The organism is Roseateles sp. P4_D2 (assembly GCF_056401875.1).
This window is the reverse complement of the sequence record NZ_JBFUIM010000001.1, coordinates 328,900-346,087: the sequence shown is the minus strand read 5'-3', so window position 1 is coordinate 346,087 and position 17,188 is coordinate 328,900. Positions and strand designations below refer to the sequence as shown.

Sequence of the window (17,188 nt, the reverse complement as noted above, 5' to 3'; positions counted from 1 at the left end):
ATTTCTCCGAGTTACGGCGGCTGCTTAAGGTCGCGCCGCGGCCCGGGAAGGCGGTGCAAAAGCCCCTCTTTCCGGCCCGCAGCGACCGACCCACAACAAGCCCGGGATCCCACCGGAGCGCGGAGAAGACACGTGAACAAGTTCAACAAGCCTGCGGTGGCAACCGCCGTTTCCATGGCCCTGGCCCTGATTGCCCAGCAATCCGCCCTCGCCCAGCAAAGCGGCGACGGCGCCAAGCCCGAAGACGCCAAGCCGGCGGCGCGCAAGCCAGGCGCCCCGGTGCAGGAACTTGAAACCGTGCTGGTGGTCGGCACGCGCCAGTCGCAGCAGTCCAGCATCAACCGCAAGAAGCACGCGGCCACGGCCCAGGACTCCATCGTGGCCGAGGACGTCGGCGCCTTCCCTGACCGCAACATCGGCGAGGCCATCTCCCGGATCGCCGGCGTGGCCCTGGACCGCGGCGACTTCGGCGAAGGTGTGAACGTATCCATCCGCGGCAACGGCCCCGAGCTGACCCGCGTCGAAATGGACGGCATGGCCGTGCGTTCGGGCGCCGGCACCGACCTGCTGGGCGGCGGCGACGGCCGCGGCACCGAGTTCCGCGAGCTGTCTTCCGACCTCATCAAGAGCGTCGACGTCATCAAGGGCTCCACGGCCGCGATGACGGAAGGTTCGCTTGGCGGCGGCATCATCATCACGACCCGCACGGGTCTGGACTTCGACAAGCCCTTCTACTCGTTCCGCGCCGCCGCCACGCAGAGCGACCTGAACAAGCAGAACACGCCCAACTTCAACCTGGTGCTGGCCGACAAGTTCCTGGACAAGCGCTTGGGGGTAATCGTCAACCTGAACAAGTCGCGCTACAAGAGTGAGCAGCATGGCGTCACACAGGGCGGCAGCAACAACCAGCAGGGCCTGGTGCGCCTGGGCGACTTCGACGGCTCGCCAGAGAAGACCTTCACCTTCAACCCGGCGACGGCCAACGGCGACACCATCAACACGCCGATGCAGATCACGCCGCTGATCGCCGGCGGGAACTTCAACGCCTCCACGCCGCTGGAGCTGTTGACCAAGTCAGCCGCAGCGCAGACCAAGGCCGACTGCTTCACCACCTTCCCCAATCTGACGACGGCCCAGACCAACCTCATGGTCGCCGCTGGCCGCACTGCGGCCTACACGCAGCGCCAGAACGAGCAGATCACCTGCCTGAACCAGTGGAATGACTACTCGCCCTCGCAAACGGCGGGCTTTCGCTACAACTTCAAGAGCCAGGACGACAAGCGCACCGGCGGCGACGTGCGAGTGGACTTCAAGGTCAACGACAACCTGACCGTGTACTCCAAGCTGAGCCTGAACAAGCGCCATGTCGACGACATCGTCGGCTTCCTCGGCGTGGGCAGCAACACGGCCTTCAATCCCGCTGGCACCTTCACCGACAACACGACCACCAACGTCCGCTCGTTGACGGCGGGCCAGAGCGCCGTTGCCTCGCTGCTGCCCAACTCGTACTCCTTCCGCGCCAACAATGCGCCGCTGGTGCTCGGCACGACGACCAACGTGCTGCCGGGCTACACGGTCGATTCCTCGCATCACCTGACGAGCTATTCGACCAACAACGGCTCCTTTGGCACGGACACCATCTTCAGCAGCATCGACACCGATTCGAAGACGCTGATCCTGGGCGGCGAATACAAGAGCGACCGCCTCAGCGTGCAGGCGATGGGCGGCTCGACCAAGTCCACCGCGATGCGCTATGACCGCCGCGCCTCCGTCAGCTATGTGTACGGCATCGGCAACTTCGCGCTGCAGCCCAATGGCATCTGGTCGTTCACGCTGCCCAATGGCAACAACAACGAGCAACTCAACTTCCCGCTCTATTCCACGCTGAACCCGGCCGCGCCATTGGCCGCCTTCCCGGCCTCGGCGACCAACCCGGTCTCGGTGCCGGCCTACACGGCCGCCCAGCGCGCGCAGTACACCAACAACACGCAGTTGCTGGTCATCCGCTCCTTCGACACCGAGAGCACCGAAAAGACCGGCAAGGTCGACCTGGCCTACAACCTGGTCGACAAGGTGCCCTTCCTGACCTCGCTGAAGGGCGGCCTCAACTACCGAGACACCGGCGGCACCACCTGGAGCGGCGCCGGCGGCACGATCAAGGACCCGGTCGGCACCTTCGGCACGGCCGGCTTCGTGCCGGGCGTGTACATGCCCGGCGTCAACACGCGCTGGAACGTCATCGGCTGCGAGAACACCGCCGGCTCCGTGGCCGCGAACGGCCAGCCCTGCGCTTACGGCTACATCCCCAACAACCAGCTCAACAACGGCACCGGCAGCGTGGTGGCGGGCACCAACACGTTCACCAAGGCGCAGTACGAAGAACTGATCCGCCAGACGCTGACCATGGCCCCGGCCGGCCAGTTCTACGGCGGCTCCAAGGACCGCCCGGCGACGCTGATCGACGGCTGGAACCAGCTCGACGTCGACAAGATGTTCCAGCTTGCCGGCATCCCGGTGCGTCTGGACTGCTTCCGCACCTGCACGGCCAGCGACGGCAAGGTCTACGACATGCCGATGACCAAGTTCACCGAGAAGTCCAAGGCCGCCTATCTGATGACGGACTTCGAGATCGACCGCGTGCCGTTCACGAACTGGGCCCTGCCCTTCGGTATGGAACTGGCAGGCAACTTCGGCGTGCGCGTGGTGCAGACCGACGTGACCGGCACCGGCTACCTGACCTTCCGCTCGGTGCGCAAAACCGCCGCTTTCGATATCAACAACCCGACGGCCCCCGCCGGCTTCGTGTCGAACACCTTCTCGCAGAACGCATCGGTCGAGGCCAAGTCGACCGACGTGATGCCCTCGCTGAACCTGGTGCTGTGGCCCGTTGTCGACAAAGTCGCGCTGCGCTACTCCCTCGGCAAGACGATCGCCCGCCCGCCGGTGTCCAAGCTGCTGCCCTCGGGCGGCACCAACGTCGTCTGCTCCAACAGTCAGATCGTGGAGGAGTCAGCCGATCCGGACGACAGCGCCCCCGACCAGGGCTGCTCGGGCACGCTCGGCAACCCGGCGCTGAAGCCGCAGACCAACGTCAACCAGAACCTGTCGCTGGAGTGGTATGCCAATCGCGACACCAGCGTGTCGGTCGGCGTCTTCCGCCAGAAGGGCCTGATCGGAGCGCCCACCATCGGCGTCTTCCGCAACAACAACAAGGTGTTCGCCACCAGCAATGCGGTCGACCCGATCACCGGCACCCCGCTGAAGGACATCGACTTCTCGTTCGCCCAGTGGGACAACGCCCCGGCGTCGACCCGCCGCGGCCTGGAGCTTGGCGTGAGGACCGCCTTCACCTTCCTGCCGTCCATCCTGCGCTACACCGGCGTGGACGCCAATTACAGCCGCGTGCGTTCGACCCAGGGCGCGCCGACGCTGGACCTCATCAGCGGCGAAATCCTGCCGGTCGTCAACGAGCCGAAGTATTCGTGGAATGCCTCGCTGTGGTACGACGACGGCGGCTTCCAGGCCCGCGTGGCGATGCAGGTGGTGGCCGCGCGCTATTTCGTGTTCACGCCGAACACCGGAACCAGCGTGGGCGTTAACAACTTCCCGTCCATCGGCACCAGCTTCCGCGGCGCACCGACGAGCTACAACCCGGGTGCCCCCATCTTCGGCAGCCGCACCGCCTTCATTGACGCCAAGGTCTCCTACCGGTTCAAGAACGGCCTGGAGCTGTTCGCGGACGTCCGCAACCTCACCGGGGAGCGCACGCAGACCACGACGGGCGGCTATCAAGACTATGCCGACGGCATTCCCAGCATCTATGGCGATGGCTACAACGGCCGCCGCTACATGGTGGGCATGACGCTGCGCAGCCCGCGTTGAAATGAAACCCCTCGCCCAGTCTTGCCCCGCTGAACGCGGGCAAGCCCGGTCGGTCCCCCGGGGGGACGGCGATGCTCGCGGCATCGAGCCGCGAGCACATCGCCATGGCGGGCCGGCTTGGGAGCGGCCCGGCGCTCGGCCCGAATACCTGGGGCTCGTCGGCGTGGCGCTGTGCCTCGCGCTGGCCTGCCCGGCCAGCCAGGCGCAGTTGGCCGCCGCCAGTGCGCCTGCCGGGGCGCCCAACACGCTGGACGCCGTCAAGGTGACAGGCCAGCGCGACAAGAGCGTCGATCCGTCCATGATTGACGCCGCCAAGAGCAAGGTGCTGTCACGCGAATACGCGCGGTCCTGCGCCTTCATGAGCAGCTACTCGGCTGCCGACGACCCCGTCACGCTGGCCTACATGCGTGACTTCAAGCTGTCGGACAGCCCGTCCAACGAGGCCGAGCGCTTCAGCGACCTCAGCCCCGAAGGCAATGCCAAGACCGCCAGCGCTGGCAGCTCGCTGGAACCCGCCGTCGACACGGCGCCAGACTTGATGGCGCCCTCCACCGGGTGCGGTCCCGGCGACCGCCGCGCCGCCGCCGGCCGCAACTGGATCGCCCGCAAGGACAAGTCGCTCACCCAGGCCTTCGAGGCTTACGAAGCGGGCAACTACACCGAGGCCCGCGCCAGGTTTGAAGAGGGCTGGAAGAAGCTGGGCTACGAAGAAGCGGCCATGATGCTGGGCCGCATCCACCTGATGGGCCTGGGCACGCCGCGCAGCACACCCAAGGCCATCGAGTGGCTGCACGAAGTGGTCGACGCGTCCTACAACCCGGCCGCGGACCGCCTGAAGTTCGACCCCCAGAAGCCCGACAACATCAACACCCGCGTCGAGGCTTCGCTGCTGCTGGCGCGCATCTACCTCACCGGCCAGGGTACCCAGCGCGACCCGGTGCAGGCCTACAAGTGGTGGCGCAAGGCGCTGGACTACGGCTTCGAGCCCGCGGGCACGCTGCTGGCCCAGGCCCACCTCAGCGGCATCGGCACCAAGCCCGACGCCAAGCCCGCGCTGGCCTACCTGCAGGCCGCCGGCGAGGCAGGTGACGTGACCGCCCTGTACATGTTGGGACAGCTGTACCACCACCAACTGCCCGGCCAGCCCGACGGCGTGCCGCTGGACCTGCAGCGCGCCGGTGCCTACTTCGCCGCCGCCGCTAAGGCTGGCCACCTGGAGGGCACCTACGCCGCCGCACGCATGCTGGACCTGGGCGAAGGCATGCCCGCCGCCGCGCCGGAGCGCGCCGTCGTGCTCTACAAGGACGCCGCGCTGAAAGGCCATGCCGATGCGCAAAACGCGCTGGCCACGTTCTTCTACCGCGGCGAGGTCGTGCCGCAGAACTTCGCCACAGCCCGCCGGTTCTTCCAGGCCGCCGCCCAGCGCCGCCAGCCGGATGCGATGTTCAACCTCGCCGTCATGCTGGCCCAGGGCCAGGGCGGCGACAAGGACATGGCTGCCGCCTACGCCTGGTGCAGCCTCAGCAAATCCATGGGCCACGAGCAGGCCGCTGTGGCCCTGCCCAGCATCGCCGCGCGGTTGAGTCCGGACGAAAAGGCCCGCGCCGACGCGATGCTGAAACCGCCGGCGAAGAAATCCTGATCAGCCGCCTGCCGGCGCCGGATAGACGACCTCGACGACCTCGATCTTCTCGACGCCCACCGGCGTCACGAGATTGAGTTCGTCGCCAACGCGTGCCTTCAGCAGCGTGCGCGCGATGGGCGAGATCCAGCTGACCTCGCCGGCCAGGCTGTCGGACTCGTCGATGCCCTTGATCGTGATCGTCTTCTCCTCGCCCTTGGTGTTGGCATAGGTCACCGTCGCGCCGAAGAAGATCTGTTCGCTGCCGTAATGGACGCTCGGATCGGCGACCTCGGCGATGTCCAGCCGCTTGGTCAGGAAGCGCAGCCGCCGGTCGATTTCGCGCAGCCGCTTCTTGCCATAGAGGTAGTCGCCGTTCTCCGAGCGGTCGCCGTTCTTTGCCGCCCAGGACACGACCTCCACGACGCGCGGCCGCTCCACGTCCAGCAGCTCCATGAACTCGGCACGCAGCCGCGCATAGCCAGCCGGCGTCAGATAGTTGCGCGTGCCAGCTGGGAGCGCCGGCAGCGAGGGGCCGTCGCCATCGTCATCGTCGGCCGTGTCGGATTCCTTGGTGAAGGCCTTGTTCATGACAACATTGTCCGATGCATACCCCCTCGCCTGCCGGGCCGCTGACCGGACTCACCGTCGTCGAAATGGCCGGCATCGGCCCCTGCCCGCTGGCCGGCATGCTGCTGGCCGACCATGGCGCCGATGTCCTGGTCATCGAGCGCCCCGGTGGCCGAGTGCTGGATACCGGCACGGGTCTGGATCGGGGCAAACGACGCACCTGCCTGGACTTGAAAACGACGGACGGCCTGGCCGAGGCGCGTGCGCTGGTCGAGGGCGCGGATGCGCTGATCGAAGGCTTTCGTCCCGGCGTCATGGAGCGCCTGGGCCTCGGGCCTGAGGTCTTCCAGACCAGCCACCCGCGCCTCGTCTACGGCCGCCTCACGGGCTGGGGCCAGACAGGGCCGCTGGCCCAGGCCGCCGGCCATGACATCAACTACGTCGCTGTGACGGGCGTACTGTCCGCGGCCACGCGTGCAGGCGTCGCTCCGAGCATCCCGGCCACACTGATCGGCGACATGGGCGGCGGCGCGATGTTCCTGGCCTTCGGCTTGATGGCCGCGCTGTGGGAGGCTCAGCGCAGCGGCCGGGGCCAAGTGGTGGATGCGGCCATGGTGGATGGCGTGGGCTTGCTGTCCAGCCTGCTGCATTCGCTGCGCGCCGCGGGCCGCTGGAGCGACAAGCCCGAACAGAACTTCTTCCTGCACAGCTCGCCCTTCTATGACTGCTTCGAATGCGCCGACGGGAGCTTCGTGTCGATCGGCGCGCTGGAGCCGCAGTTCTATGCCGAGTTGCTGCAGCGCCTGGGGCTGGATGACGTCGATCCCGCCGCCCAACACGATCGCAGCCAGTGGCCAGCGCTGCGCGAGCGCGTGGCTTCGCGCCTGCGCGAGAAGACGCGTGATGAATGGTCTGCCCAGTTGGAGGGGAGCAACGTCTGCTTCGCGCCGGTGCTGACCTTGGCCGAAGCGCCGCTGCATCCGCACGCCCTGGCGCGCGGCAGCTTCACGCAGACCGAGAGCGGCCATTGGCAACCGGCCGCTGCACCACGCTTTTCGCGCAGCCGCTGATTCGGCGCCACAAAGAAAAACACCCCAGAGGCTTGAACCTCTGAGGTGTTTCCGTTTCTTCTTGTTTTGGTGCGGCTGGCAGGATTCGAACCCACGACCCCTTGGTTCGTAGCCAAGTACTCTATCCAACTGAGCTACAGCCGCTGAAGCCTCACAGTATAGCCAGATTTTCAGGGGCCCGACAAGACTTTGGCGCTTTTTTAGAAATAGTTGGGACAGCCGCCATCAAGGCAGGCGCGCGGCGGCCTCGAAGCAGCGCGCGCGGCGACTTTCGTCGCCTTCCTGCTCGGCCAGCGCCGCCAGTGCCAGCCAGCTGCGACGGCGGGCCGGGCCGGGCATCGTCACGTCGTCGGCTGCTGTCTCAAGCATCAGTCGCGCCTTGCCCCAGAGCTGGCGCTCCGCAAGAGCATGGCCCAGCGCATAGGCCAGAGCGCGCTCGCGTGGGAAACGCGACTGCGCGGACTCGAGGCGCTGCAGCCAGTCAGGCCCGCAGCCAGCCAGCACCGGCACGAGAGCATTGGCAAGCGCCGCACGGTCGTCAGACTGCAATTCGGCCAGATCATCGAAGAATGGCCGCAGCCAGCCGCGACCGTCGTCCGGCGCACCGAGTTGGCCGGCACATTGCGCGGCACGCGCGGCGACGAGGGGATCACGGCGATCGGCTGGATCGAGCTGTTGCCAGATCGAGCGCAGCTGGTCGACATCACGCGCGCCGTCCAGCGCTTCGAAGGCCAGCGACCGCAACAGTCCCTGGGCAGCCACCTTGGAGAAGGCCTGATGCTTGGCGAGCAGGCGCGCGGTGCGCAGCGCATCCAGCGGCTGGCGAGCCAGGCGCGACGCCTGCAGCCGCAGGCGCAGGGCCTGGGTGCGGCGCGCGACACCGGGGGCCAGTTCGCCGAGCACGCTCAGTGCGCGGGTGGCGTCGCGGTCGTCCAGGGCCCATTCGGCGGCGAGCAGCCGAGCGCCGTCTTCCTGCGCGCGTGCGCCACTGGTGCGATGCGCCAGATCGAGGGCGCGCGCGAGCTGTTCGTCACGGTGGCGGCGGTCCTGCAAGCGGTGGGCACTGGCCGCGGCGAGCAAGTGGGCCAGGGCCATGAAGGACTGGTCGGCCGCCAGTTCGGGCGTGGCGGACTGGATGTTGAGGGCCTTCTGCGCCGCTTTCTGGGCGCGGCTGAAGCGGGCGCCGAAGAGCTCGACCAGAGCCTCGCGCAGGGCGAGCTGGGCACTGCGTTCACGCTGCGCCAGCCGCCACTCGCGGGCGCGTTTGGGCAGGGTCGTCAGCGCCTCGATGGCCTGGATGGCCGTGACGAGGGCGAAGCAGCTGGCGACCAGCAGCAGCAGGAAGAGATTGAGCGAGATGTCGACCCGCCAACCGGCCCAGTAGAAGCTGGCAAGACCGTCGTTGCTGCCCAGGGTCAGTGCCGCGACGACGGCGACGACGAAGAGCAGGACCAGCCAGATGACGAGACGCATGATCAGCGTCCTTTCATCGACCGGCCGCGGCGGCGGTCAGCGCAGCCAGCGTGTCATCCGGCCGCGGCACGCTGACCTGGCGCGCCTGGCCTGACACCTGGCGCAGCAGCTCGGCCACGCTGGCCACCTTGCGCGAACGGGTGTCGAAGTAGCGGTTCAGCATTTCCTGGCTGTCACGCAGGTCGGACTGGGCGGTGTCGAACTGGCGGCTCAGCAGCGCCAGGCGGGCATTCAGCAGGCGCAGCTTCAGGTTCTCGCGCAGGAAAAAGCTCTGATCGGGCGAGACCAGTGCCGCCTCGGGATGGTCGATGCGGGTCACGCGCAGCAGAGTGCGGGCTTCGCCCCAGACCACACCGGTCCAGCTGGAGAGTTGCTGCGTGGCCTGCCACCACCACAACGAGACCTTGCCGTCCGCCGCTGCGGCGGCCTGCTCGCGTTGCAGCTTCAGTGCACGCTCGCGCTCCTTGGCGGCATCGCCGTTGCGGTCGTCGCGCTGCTTGGGCGCGGCCTCGTTGCCCGAGACCAGCGGCAGTTCGTCGGCCATGCGCACGACTTCGTCGAGCTTGATGGTCAGCGTGGACACGTCGACGACGGCAACCGCCTTGACGCGGTCCAGGTCGCGCGCGACGGCGCGGCGTATGCCTTCCATGCGCGGTTGCTTGTAGCGCAGCAGGCGCTCGTCGGCCTGCTTGAGCGTGGCCACCAGGGGTTCGGCGCTGCCCGTGATCTGGGTCTGCTGAAGGGCCACGCGGATGGCAGCCTCGATGTCGCCGACGACGTTCTCGTCCCGCGAACGGGACATGGACTGGATCAGCTCCTCCAACTGGCCGCGCTGCAGGGCGACCTCGGCCAGACGGGCGTCCAGCAGCGAGACCTTGGCGGCCGTGTCGCGCACCAGCTCAGCGGATTGCTTGGCAGCCAGCCGCGCCTCGGTGGCCTGCGCCTGGCTGGCCTCCTGGCGGCGCACCAGCTCCTGCTCCAGCGACTGCTGGCGCGACAGGCTCTGCCAGGCCAGCACGACGCAAAGCAGCACGGCGGCGCCCAGCAGGGCCAGCAGCCAGGGCAGCCAGACCGGCAGCGCGGGGGCGAAAGGGGACGGTGGCGGCGCGGCGGGCTCGGCCGCGGCGACAGCAGGGGGATTCAGCGCAGGCTCACTCACAGTGCGATGGATTCTGTCAGAGGCCTTTCAGGGCCTGAGTCACCGCTTCAGGGGCCGGTCGCGCCAAAACCACAGGATCGAAGCCGGCCGCCCGGGCAGCTTCGGCAATGCGGGCATGGGTGGCGATGGCGCGCTGCTGGTTCATGTCCATGCCTTGCAGGTGGCCGACGGCCTCGGCACTGCTGAACAGCCATACAAAGGCTGTGGGCTCTGCGCGAATGGCGTCCAGCAATGCCTGCTCGGCCATTTCGAAGCGGGGGCCGGCACGGTGATAGGTCGTCACGGTTTCAACGCGCGCGCCAGCGGCCGTCAGTTGCTCGGCCAGCCATTCGCGTCCGCCATCGCCGCGCAGCAGCAGCACCCGGGCGCCGGCCCAGGCACGACGGGGTGACAGTTGTTGCCAGAGGTGTTCGGAGTCCAGGCTGGCTGAGTCCGCTGCGGGCTGGACGATCTGGCCCGCGGGCACGCCGCGTTCGATCAACGCCTGGGCGCTGCCCGGCCCGACGCAGGCGGCCAGCGTGTGGACTGGCCACGGGCGGTCGGCGTGGCGGAAGAACTGCTCGACGGCGTTGGGACTGACGAAGACGGCCAGGTCCATATCGGGCAGGCTGGCCCAGGCCGCGACGACCGCTGCCGGATCGCGGGCCGGCAGGATCTCGATGAGGGGCAGCGCCACCGCCTCGACGCCGAGTTCGGCCAGGCGCGCCAGCCAGGCCGCGCATTGCGGCCGTGGGCGCGTGACGATGAGGGTCGTCATCCAGGCAGGTAGGAGCCGGCGCCCAGTTCGCGCAGGCGTGCAGCGGCCTGCTGGCCCAGGGCCCGGGCCGCATCGGTCGCCACCACGTCACCCGTGACGCTGGTACGCAGCAGCGGCGAGGTGTGGGCCTCGGCATGGCCCAGGGCGGCGTCCAGGCACAGCGTCGCGCCCTGCCAGCGGGCGTGGGCCGCCAGCGGCAGGCTGCAGCTGCCGCCGAGCGCACGCGACACGGCGCGCTCGGCCTCGCAGGCCAACAGCGTCGGCTGATGGATGAGCTTGGCCAGGGCTTCGGCCAAGGCACCGTCATCGGCGCGGATCTCCAGGCCCAGGGCGCCCTGCCCCGCGCACGGCAGCATCTGGCCGATATCAAACAGGGCACGTATGCGGTTGGCGAGCCCCAGGCGCTTGAGGCCGGCCGCCGCCAGCACGATGGCGTGATAGCCACCCTCGTCGAGCTTGCGCAGCCGCGTGTCGAGATTGCCACGCAGCGGCTCGACGCGCAGGTCGGGGCGCAGGCTGAGCAGTTGGGTCACGCGGCGCAGGCTGGAGCTGCCCACCACCGCGCCCTCGGGCAGTTCGGCCAGTGAGGCGTAGTCGTTGGAAACGAAAGCATCGCGCGGGTCTTCGCGCTCCAGCACGGCCGCAAGGACGAAGCCCTCGGGCAGCTCCATCGGCACGTCCTTCAGCGAATGCACGGCGAGCTGGGCGCGGCCCTCGGCCAGGGCCGTCTCCAGCTCCTTCACGAACAGGCCCTTGCCGCCGATCTTGGACAGCGTGCGGTCGAGGATCTGGTCGCCGCGGGTCGTCATGCCCAGCAGCGTGGCGGTGATGCCGAGCTCGGCGGCGAGACGGGCCTGCACATGCTCGGCCTGCCACAGCGCCAGGCGGCTTTCGCGCGTGGCGATGGTGATGGAAGTCGTCATGGCCTCGATTATCGAGGCCGTGGGGTCACGTCTTCCGGGCCGAGCGCCGAGCCGCTCCCAAGCCGGCCCGACTGAGGCCACCTGCGGCTCAATGCTGCAGGTGGCCTCGTCCCCTCGGGGGACCGACCAGGCCCGCCCGCGTTCAGCGGCGCGAGACAGGGCGAGGGGCCTCAGGCCATGCGGTTCTTGAAGAAGGCGTTGATGGTGAGGCGGCCCATGCCGGTCTGGTAGCCGGCCTTGGCAGCGGGCCAGTTGATGTCGCCGGTATGGAAGATGCTGCCGCTGTAGAAGATGGCACGGTTCCACTTGGCCGGCACCCGGCCGATGACCTCGAAGTAACGGTTGCTCTCGGTCATGTAGCCAGGCGCGATGCCGTACTTGTCGCTGAAGGCGCTGCCGTTCAGCGTGTTGGAGTCGCGCATGAACTGGCGCGTCTCGGCGTCGGACATCAGCGAACGGAAGAACACGGTGCCCCCCAGTTGCTCGTCCTTGAACAGGTAGTGCACGGATGCCGAGATCACCTCGCCCGGCCCGATGGCGGAGTCGTCGCGGTGGCAGATGCGCTGGCGCGGGTCCAGCGTCGTGGCGTCCTGGGTGACACGCGAGAAGCGGCCGAACATGCCCAGCCCCGGGCCGGCACCCAGCCGGGGGCGCAGGTGCTGTTCGAAATAGCCCCCCAGTGCGCCGGCGATGCCGTCCGGCAGTGCCAGCTGCGGGCCGGGATAGGGATGGCCCGCGGGCGCCTCGAACTGGCCGGCCTGGGCCTGGGCAAGCGCCACGAGGGCCTCGGGGTCTTGCGCGAAGTCGTCGACCACGTAGACCGTCGCGCCGTTGGACAGCTGCACCGTCTCCAGACGAGCGTTGGGGTTGATGCGCAGCTCGGGGCCGACGACAGGCTTGTTCGTGACCAGGTCGAGCTTGGGTGCGGGGCAGAAGCCGTCGATGAACTGCTGGTGCTTGGGCAACTTCATCAGCGTGCGCGCCACGTCCTTGCGGATGTCGCCGAGGAACTCCGCGAGGTTGCGGTTGTCCATGTTGCGCGTGATGGGGTGGTGGCTGGCAGGCGTGATGCCCTGCCCCATCATGACCTGCACCCAGGAGTTCTCGGCGAACAGCTCGCCCTGGTTCAGCATGATGCGGGCGGTGTCGCGGAAATGCTGGATGCGGTGCTTGAGCAGCGGCGGCACATCCATCTCGCGGCAGTCACGCCAGAAGGCCGAGTCCGTGCGGTTGTTGACGTGGTAGTGCAGGATGATGAAGTCGCGCACGACCTCGATCGCCTCCTGCGTCTGCCGGTTGTACTCGTCGATATCGCTCTGGCGCACGCCGTCGGTCGGGAACAGCTCGATCAGCCGGGTCAGGCCCTTCTGGATCAGGTGGATGCTGGTGGATTCGATCGGCTCCAGGAAGCCGCTGGCCAGGCCGATGGCAACGCAGTTCTTCTTCCAGACCTGCTCGCGTTGGCCCGGTGTGAACTTGATGACGCGCGGCTGGCGCAACACCTCGCCCTGCACGTTGGCGAGCAGCGCGGCCTTGGCTTCGTCGTCGCTGATGTGCTTGCTGCTGAACACGACGCCGTTGCCGACGCGGTGCTGCAACGGGATGCGCCACTGCCAGCCCCAGGGGTGGGCGATGGCGCGGGTGTAGGGCACCGGCTCGCCGACCAGCGTGGTCTGCACCGCCAGCGCGCTGTCGCAGGGCAGCCAGTGCGACCAGCTCTCGTAGGGCACGCCCAGCGTCTCGCCGATGAGCAACGCGCGCATGCCGGTGCAGTCGATGAAGAAGTCGCCTTCGATCAGCGCGCCGCCGTCGAGTTGCAGGCCGGTGATGTCGCCGCTGGTGGCGTCGGTGTGGACCTTGGCGATCTTGCCTTCGATGCGCTGCACGCCCAGGGCCTCGGAGAAGCGGCGCAGGTACTGGCCGTACAGCGTGGCGTCGAAGTGATAGGCGTAGTTGATGCCGTTGTCGGGCAGCGTCGCGAAGCGGTTGTCCAGCCCGGCACGCAGCTCCAGGCAGTAGTCGCCGTAGTCGCTGGCCAGGCCACGCTTGCGGCCCTCCAGCCAGAAATGGTGGAAGCCGGCTGTCCAGTGACCCTTGCCGGTCTTGCCGAAGGAGTGGAAGTAGTTCTCGCCGACGTTGCGCCAGTTCTCGAAGCTGATGCCGAGTTTGAACGTGGCCTGCGTGGCCTGGATGAACTCGCGCTCGTCCAGGTCCAGGATCTCGTGCAGGATGTGCAGCGTCGGGATCGTCGCCTCGCCAACGCCAACGGTGCCGATCTCCTCGGACTCGACGAGGCGGATGTCGTAGTGCTTGCCCAGGCATTTGGACAGGCCCGCGGCCACCATCCAGCCGGCGGTGCCGCCGCCAGCGATGACGACGCGACGGATGGGTTTGGGAGCGGTGGTCATGGTCGTGGATGAGCTCATCGTTTGAGTCGGTTCTGCAGCATCGAGCGCAGCTGGCGGGCGCTGTTGTCGGTCATCGGCGCGAGGATGCCGCGCGCGGCGGGCGGGATGTGGGCCGCCGTCTGTTCATCGGCGTCGAAGACGTAGTGGTTGAACAGCGCGCGCCAGGTATCGCGCTGGGCCTGCGGCAAGTCGCGCAGCGATAGCAGGGCCATCAACAGCGTGTTGATCGGCTCGTCCATGAAGGCCGGGGACTGCCGCCACCAGAAGTTGACGAGCGCACTGATGGGCTCCAGCGACTCCACGGCATGCCACCACTGGCTGGGGATGAAGAGTGCATCGCCTGGCAGCAACTCGAAGATTTGCGCATGCTCGAGCGCCTGCGCGTAACGCGGGAAACGGACGAGGTCGGGGCGCGCGTGGTCGACGAGGCTGATCGGCTGGCCGGCGGGGGTCAGGTCCAGCGGGCCGATGTAGAGGTTGGCGACCTGATCGGGCGGGAACAGCGTGAAGCGGCGCCGGCCCGCGACGACGCAGGCGATGTTGTCGGGCAGGTCGAAATGGGCGGCGACCTGCATGCGGTTGCCCAGCCAGATGCTCGCATGCGGGTTGAGGGGCGCCAGCGCAGGCAGGTCGTTGGGCGGGCGCAGGCCGGGAAAGCAGTGGTCGATGCCGGTAGAGCCGAGGTAGAGGGCGTCCGGCGTGCCGGCCAGCAGCTCGTCCAGCAGCGCGCCGAAGGTGTGGGTCTCGTGCCGGAAGTTGAAGCCGGTGAAGTCGGCGTTGTAGAAGAAGCGCCCGCCGATCTCCGGCGCACCGCGCCAGAGGGCCAGGCGCGTGTCGGCGCCGAAGCCGCGCAGGTAGTCGCAAAAATCGGCGTCGGACCGCTGCGCGGCCTGCACCAGCGGCCAGCGCCCGACCAAGCCGCGCATCAGCACGGGCTGGGTGGACTGGAGCACGTCTGCCGGGATCGCTTCGGCGCTCACATCACTGCGCTCCAACATCCTGCTCAGACCTCCCGTGCGAGGTGGCGCTTGATCAGCTTGGTGAAGTTGGACAGCGACGCGATGGCCATGTAGATAGGCTGCAGGTAGTCGGCCTGGTGCAGCAGGCCCACGGTGCCCGTGTCCAGCGCGGCGAGGCGCTCCTCGTGGATGATGTAGAAGCCCACCAGCTGGCCGCGCGAGCCGTCCGGGCGCTCGACGTCGAGCACGAAGGACTCCAGCAGCTCGTGCTGCGTCAGCGTCTGCACGAAGTCGGTCGTCGTCTGCAGGCCCTCGTGCAGCGTGCGCAGCACGGAGTTCGCGTTCTCGGTGAAGTCGGTCGTGCCGCCATGCGGCAGGAACACGGCCTCACCCTCGGCGCCCGGGCTGACGCGCTTGCTGTCCATGTCGACCATCATGCGCAGCTCGTCATCGGCGATGCCGATGGAGAACGGCAGGCGCTGCACGGACAGCGGCAGGTAGTCGGCATCCCAGCCCTGCTCGTTCAGGAACAGGTTCTCCCCCTCCTGCAGGCCGAACAGCGCCGCCGGCGCGAAGCCGCCCTTGCCGTCAGTCTGGAAGACGATGGGGTAATGCGCCTGGAGCTTGCGGAACTCGTCCACCGTGACGGGCGCCGACATGATGTCGTCCCCCCACTTCGCGCCGCGCTGGGTGATGACGCGCAGGTCCTTGTGCTGGATGTTGTTGAGCAGTTGCGGCATGGATGGGCTCTGGGAATCAAGCGGCCGGCGGCATGCCGTGCTCGCGGATGTGTTGGATGAGATCGCGGTGGCGGGGCAGGCCGCCCAGCAACCGCCGGGTGATTGTCGTCACGTCCTTGAGGCCGGTTTCGGCTTGGGTCCGCTGGTCGGCACGCGGGGCCCGCAGCGCGGGCTTGAAATGCATGCCATAGAGCACGTACTGGTAGCTCGCGGCGGGGAAGACCTCTTCGTTGCGATAGAAGTCGTTGCGCGACGGCGCGCGGTGAGCCCAGAGCTGCAGCAGTTCGCGCAGCGACTCGGGTTGCGTCGCTGCGCTGCGGTGCTCGCGCCAGTAGTCCGCGTCGTCGCGGCGGCTCAGCACATAGTGCAGCTTCAGGAAATCGATGATGCGCGACCAGCGGTAGGCGAAGGCCTCGTTGAAGCGTTTGGCGACGAGGTCCATGTCGGCGCGATTGGCAGGCATCTCGTCGCGGATCATCGCGGCCGACAGTTCGACCAGCGCCAGCGCGGACGCCTCCAGCGGCTCGATGAAGCCGGCAGACAGTCCAACGGCGACGCAGTTGCGATGCCAGAAATGCTCGCGGTAGCCGGGGCTGAAGCTCAGCCGGCGTGGCGTTGCGTCGCCCAGCGACAGCCCGTTGCGCTGCAGATGGCCCAGCAGCGCGCGCTCGGCGGCGGCATCGTCGGTATGGCCGCTTGAAAACACCAAGCCGATGCCGCGCCGCGTGGGCAGGCCGATGTCCCAGGTCCAGCCCTCGGCATGCGCGGTGGAGATGGTCGCGGAGGCCAGCGGTGCCTGCGCATCGGCATGCGGCACCTGCACGGCCAGCGCGCTGTCGTTGAAGAGAACGCCCTTCTCGGAGCGCAGCTTGACGCCGTAATGCTGGCCCAGCAACAGGCTGGCCAGGCCCGAGCAGTCGATGAAGAGGTCGCCCTCGATGTCGCCCTGCCCACGGGTCGTCAGCGCCGCGATGTCGCCGTTCTCGTGCGAGCGCACGGCGGTGAAGTGGTCCACCACGTGGTGGACGCCGAGCACCGTCGTCGCATGCCGGCGCAGCAGGTGGCCGAGCTTGACAGCGTCGAAGTGGTAGCCGTAGTTGAGGACGCCGCCGAACTCCGGCGTCGTCGTCTGCTTGGGCGCCAGGCGTGCGTCGCATACATGCGGCTGCGCACCCACGCTTTCGGCAAACGCGTGCTCGCCGCCCGCCTGCAGCCATGCGCCTGCCAGGTCGGCCTCGCCATGGCCGTGAGGCAACGTGAAGGGGTGGTAGTAGCGATCACCGGCACCGCCGTACAGCCAGCCGTCGAAGCAGGAGCCCTGCTTGAAGGCTGCGTCGCATTCGCGGATCAGGTCGACTTCACTGAGGCCGATGCGATGCAGCGTGGCGCGCATCGTCGGCCAGGTGCCCTCGCCCACGCCGATGGAGGGCACGTCGGGGGATTCGATGAGCGTGATCTGCAGCGCGTCGGGGTCGTCACCGCCCAGTTCCGCCGCCTGGGTCGCAGCCGTCAACCAACCGGCCGAGCCTCCCCCCAGCACCACGATACGTCGAACGGCTGTCGTCACCTCGGAACTCATCCCGCAAAGTATGGCCGTGCGGGTGCCGGGCACGCCGCAAAGGCCGA

12 protein-coding genes and 1 tRNA gene are annotated in these 17,188 nt (G+C 68.0%); 3 read left to right on the top strand and 10 right to left on the bottom strand.

What is annotated here, in order from left to right; all coding sequences use genetic code 11:
- The first annotated feature begins 132 nt into the window (after window positions 1-132).
- Window positions 133-3,882, top strand: a complete 3,750-nt coding sequence (locus AC1DW0_RS01545) for a TonB-dependent receptor (RefSeq protein WP_477944665.1) — start codon at window positions 133-135, stop codon at window positions 3,880-3,882.
- A 163-nt stretch (window positions 3,883-4,045) separates the two neighbouring features.
- Window positions 4,046-5,524 (top strand): tetratricopeptide repeat protein, encoded by a 1,479-nt coding sequence (locus AC1DW0_RS01540; protein WP_477944663.1) that lies wholly within the window; start codon window positions 4,046-4,048, stop codon window positions 5,522-5,524.
- Here AC1DW0_RS01540 and greB read toward each other — a convergent pair whose 3' ends face one another.
- Window positions 5,525-6,094, bottom strand: coding sequence for a transcription elongation factor GreB (greB, locus tag AC1DW0_RS01535; protein WP_457445704.1), 570 nt, complete (start codon window positions 6,092-6,094; stop codon window positions 5,525-5,527). It lies immediately after the preceding gene.
- A 14-nt stretch (window positions 6,095-6,108) separates the two neighbouring features.
- On the opposite strand from greB, the gene AC1DW0_RS01530 reads away from it, so the two are divergent.
- Window positions 6,109-7,143 carry a CaiB/BaiF CoA transferase family protein gene (locus tag AC1DW0_RS01530; RefSeq protein WP_477944661.1) on the top strand — a complete coding sequence of 345 codons (1,035 nt, stop codon included), beginning with the start codon at window positions 6,109-6,111 and terminating at the stop codon, window positions 7,141-7,143.
- A gap of 67 nt (window positions 7,144-7,210) precedes the next feature.
- Here AC1DW0_RS01530 and AC1DW0_RS01525 read toward each other — a convergent pair.
- From AC1DW0_RS01525 to AC1DW0_RS01485, 9 genes are all read right to left on the bottom strand, one after another.
- A tRNA-Arg gene (locus AC1DW0_RS01525) sits at window positions 7,211-7,287 on the bottom strand.
- An 81-nt stretch (window positions 7,288-7,368) separates the two neighbouring features.
- The gene (locus AC1DW0_RS01520) at window positions 7,369-8,616 is read right to left on the bottom strand and encodes a heme biosynthesis HemY N-terminal domain-containing protein (protein ID WP_056195308.1); all 1,248 of its coding nucleotides are present in this window, start codon (window positions 8,614-8,616) and stop codon (window positions 7,369-7,371) included.
- 13 nt (window positions 8,617-8,629) lie between these two features.
- Entirely contained in the window at window positions 8,630-9,775 is a 1,146-nt protein-coding gene (locus AC1DW0_RS01515; protein WP_457323556.1) for a uroporphyrinogen-III C-methyltransferase, read from the bottom strand.
- Window positions 9,776-9,791: 16 nt separating this feature from the next.
- On the bottom strand, window positions 9,792-10,532 hold the full coding sequence (locus tag AC1DW0_RS01510; protein WP_457355871.1) for a uroporphyrinogen-III synthase: 741 nt from the start codon (window positions 10,530-10,532) through the stop codon (window positions 9,792-9,794).
- Window positions 10,529-11,455: a hydroxymethylbilane synthase gene (hemC, locus tag AC1DW0_RS01505; protein WP_477944658.1), complete on the bottom strand. Its 927-nt coding sequence runs from the start codon at window positions 11,453-11,455 to the stop codon at window positions 10,529-10,531. Before hemC ends, AC1DW0_RS01510 begins: the two co-directional genes overlap by 4 nt.
- Window positions 11,456-11,625: 170 nt before the next feature.
- Entirely contained in the window at window positions 11,626-13,863 is a 2,238-nt protein-coding gene (locus AC1DW0_RS01500) for a DUF6445 family protein (protein ID WP_477944656.1), read from the bottom strand.
- Window positions 13,864-13,877: 14 nt separating this feature from the next.
- The gene (locus AC1DW0_RS01495) at window positions 13,878-14,843 is read right to left on the bottom strand and encodes a cupin-like domain-containing protein (protein ID WP_477944654.1); all 966 of its coding nucleotides are present in this window, start codon (window positions 14,841-14,843) and stop codon (window positions 13,878-13,880) included.
- A 23-nt stretch (window positions 14,844-14,866) separates the two neighbouring features.
- Window positions 14,867-15,562 (bottom strand): SapC family protein, encoded by a 696-nt coding sequence (locus AC1DW0_RS01490; protein ID WP_477944652.1) that lies wholly within the window; start codon window positions 15,560-15,562, stop codon window positions 14,867-14,869.
- A 16-nt stretch (window positions 15,563-15,578) separates the two neighbouring features.
- Window positions 15,579-17,129: a tryptophan halogenase family protein gene (locus tag AC1DW0_RS01485; RefSeq protein WP_477944650.1), complete on the bottom strand. Its 1,551-nt coding sequence runs from the start codon at window positions 17,127-17,129 to the stop codon at window positions 15,579-15,581.
- Window positions 17,130-17,188: the final 59 nt, after the last annotated feature.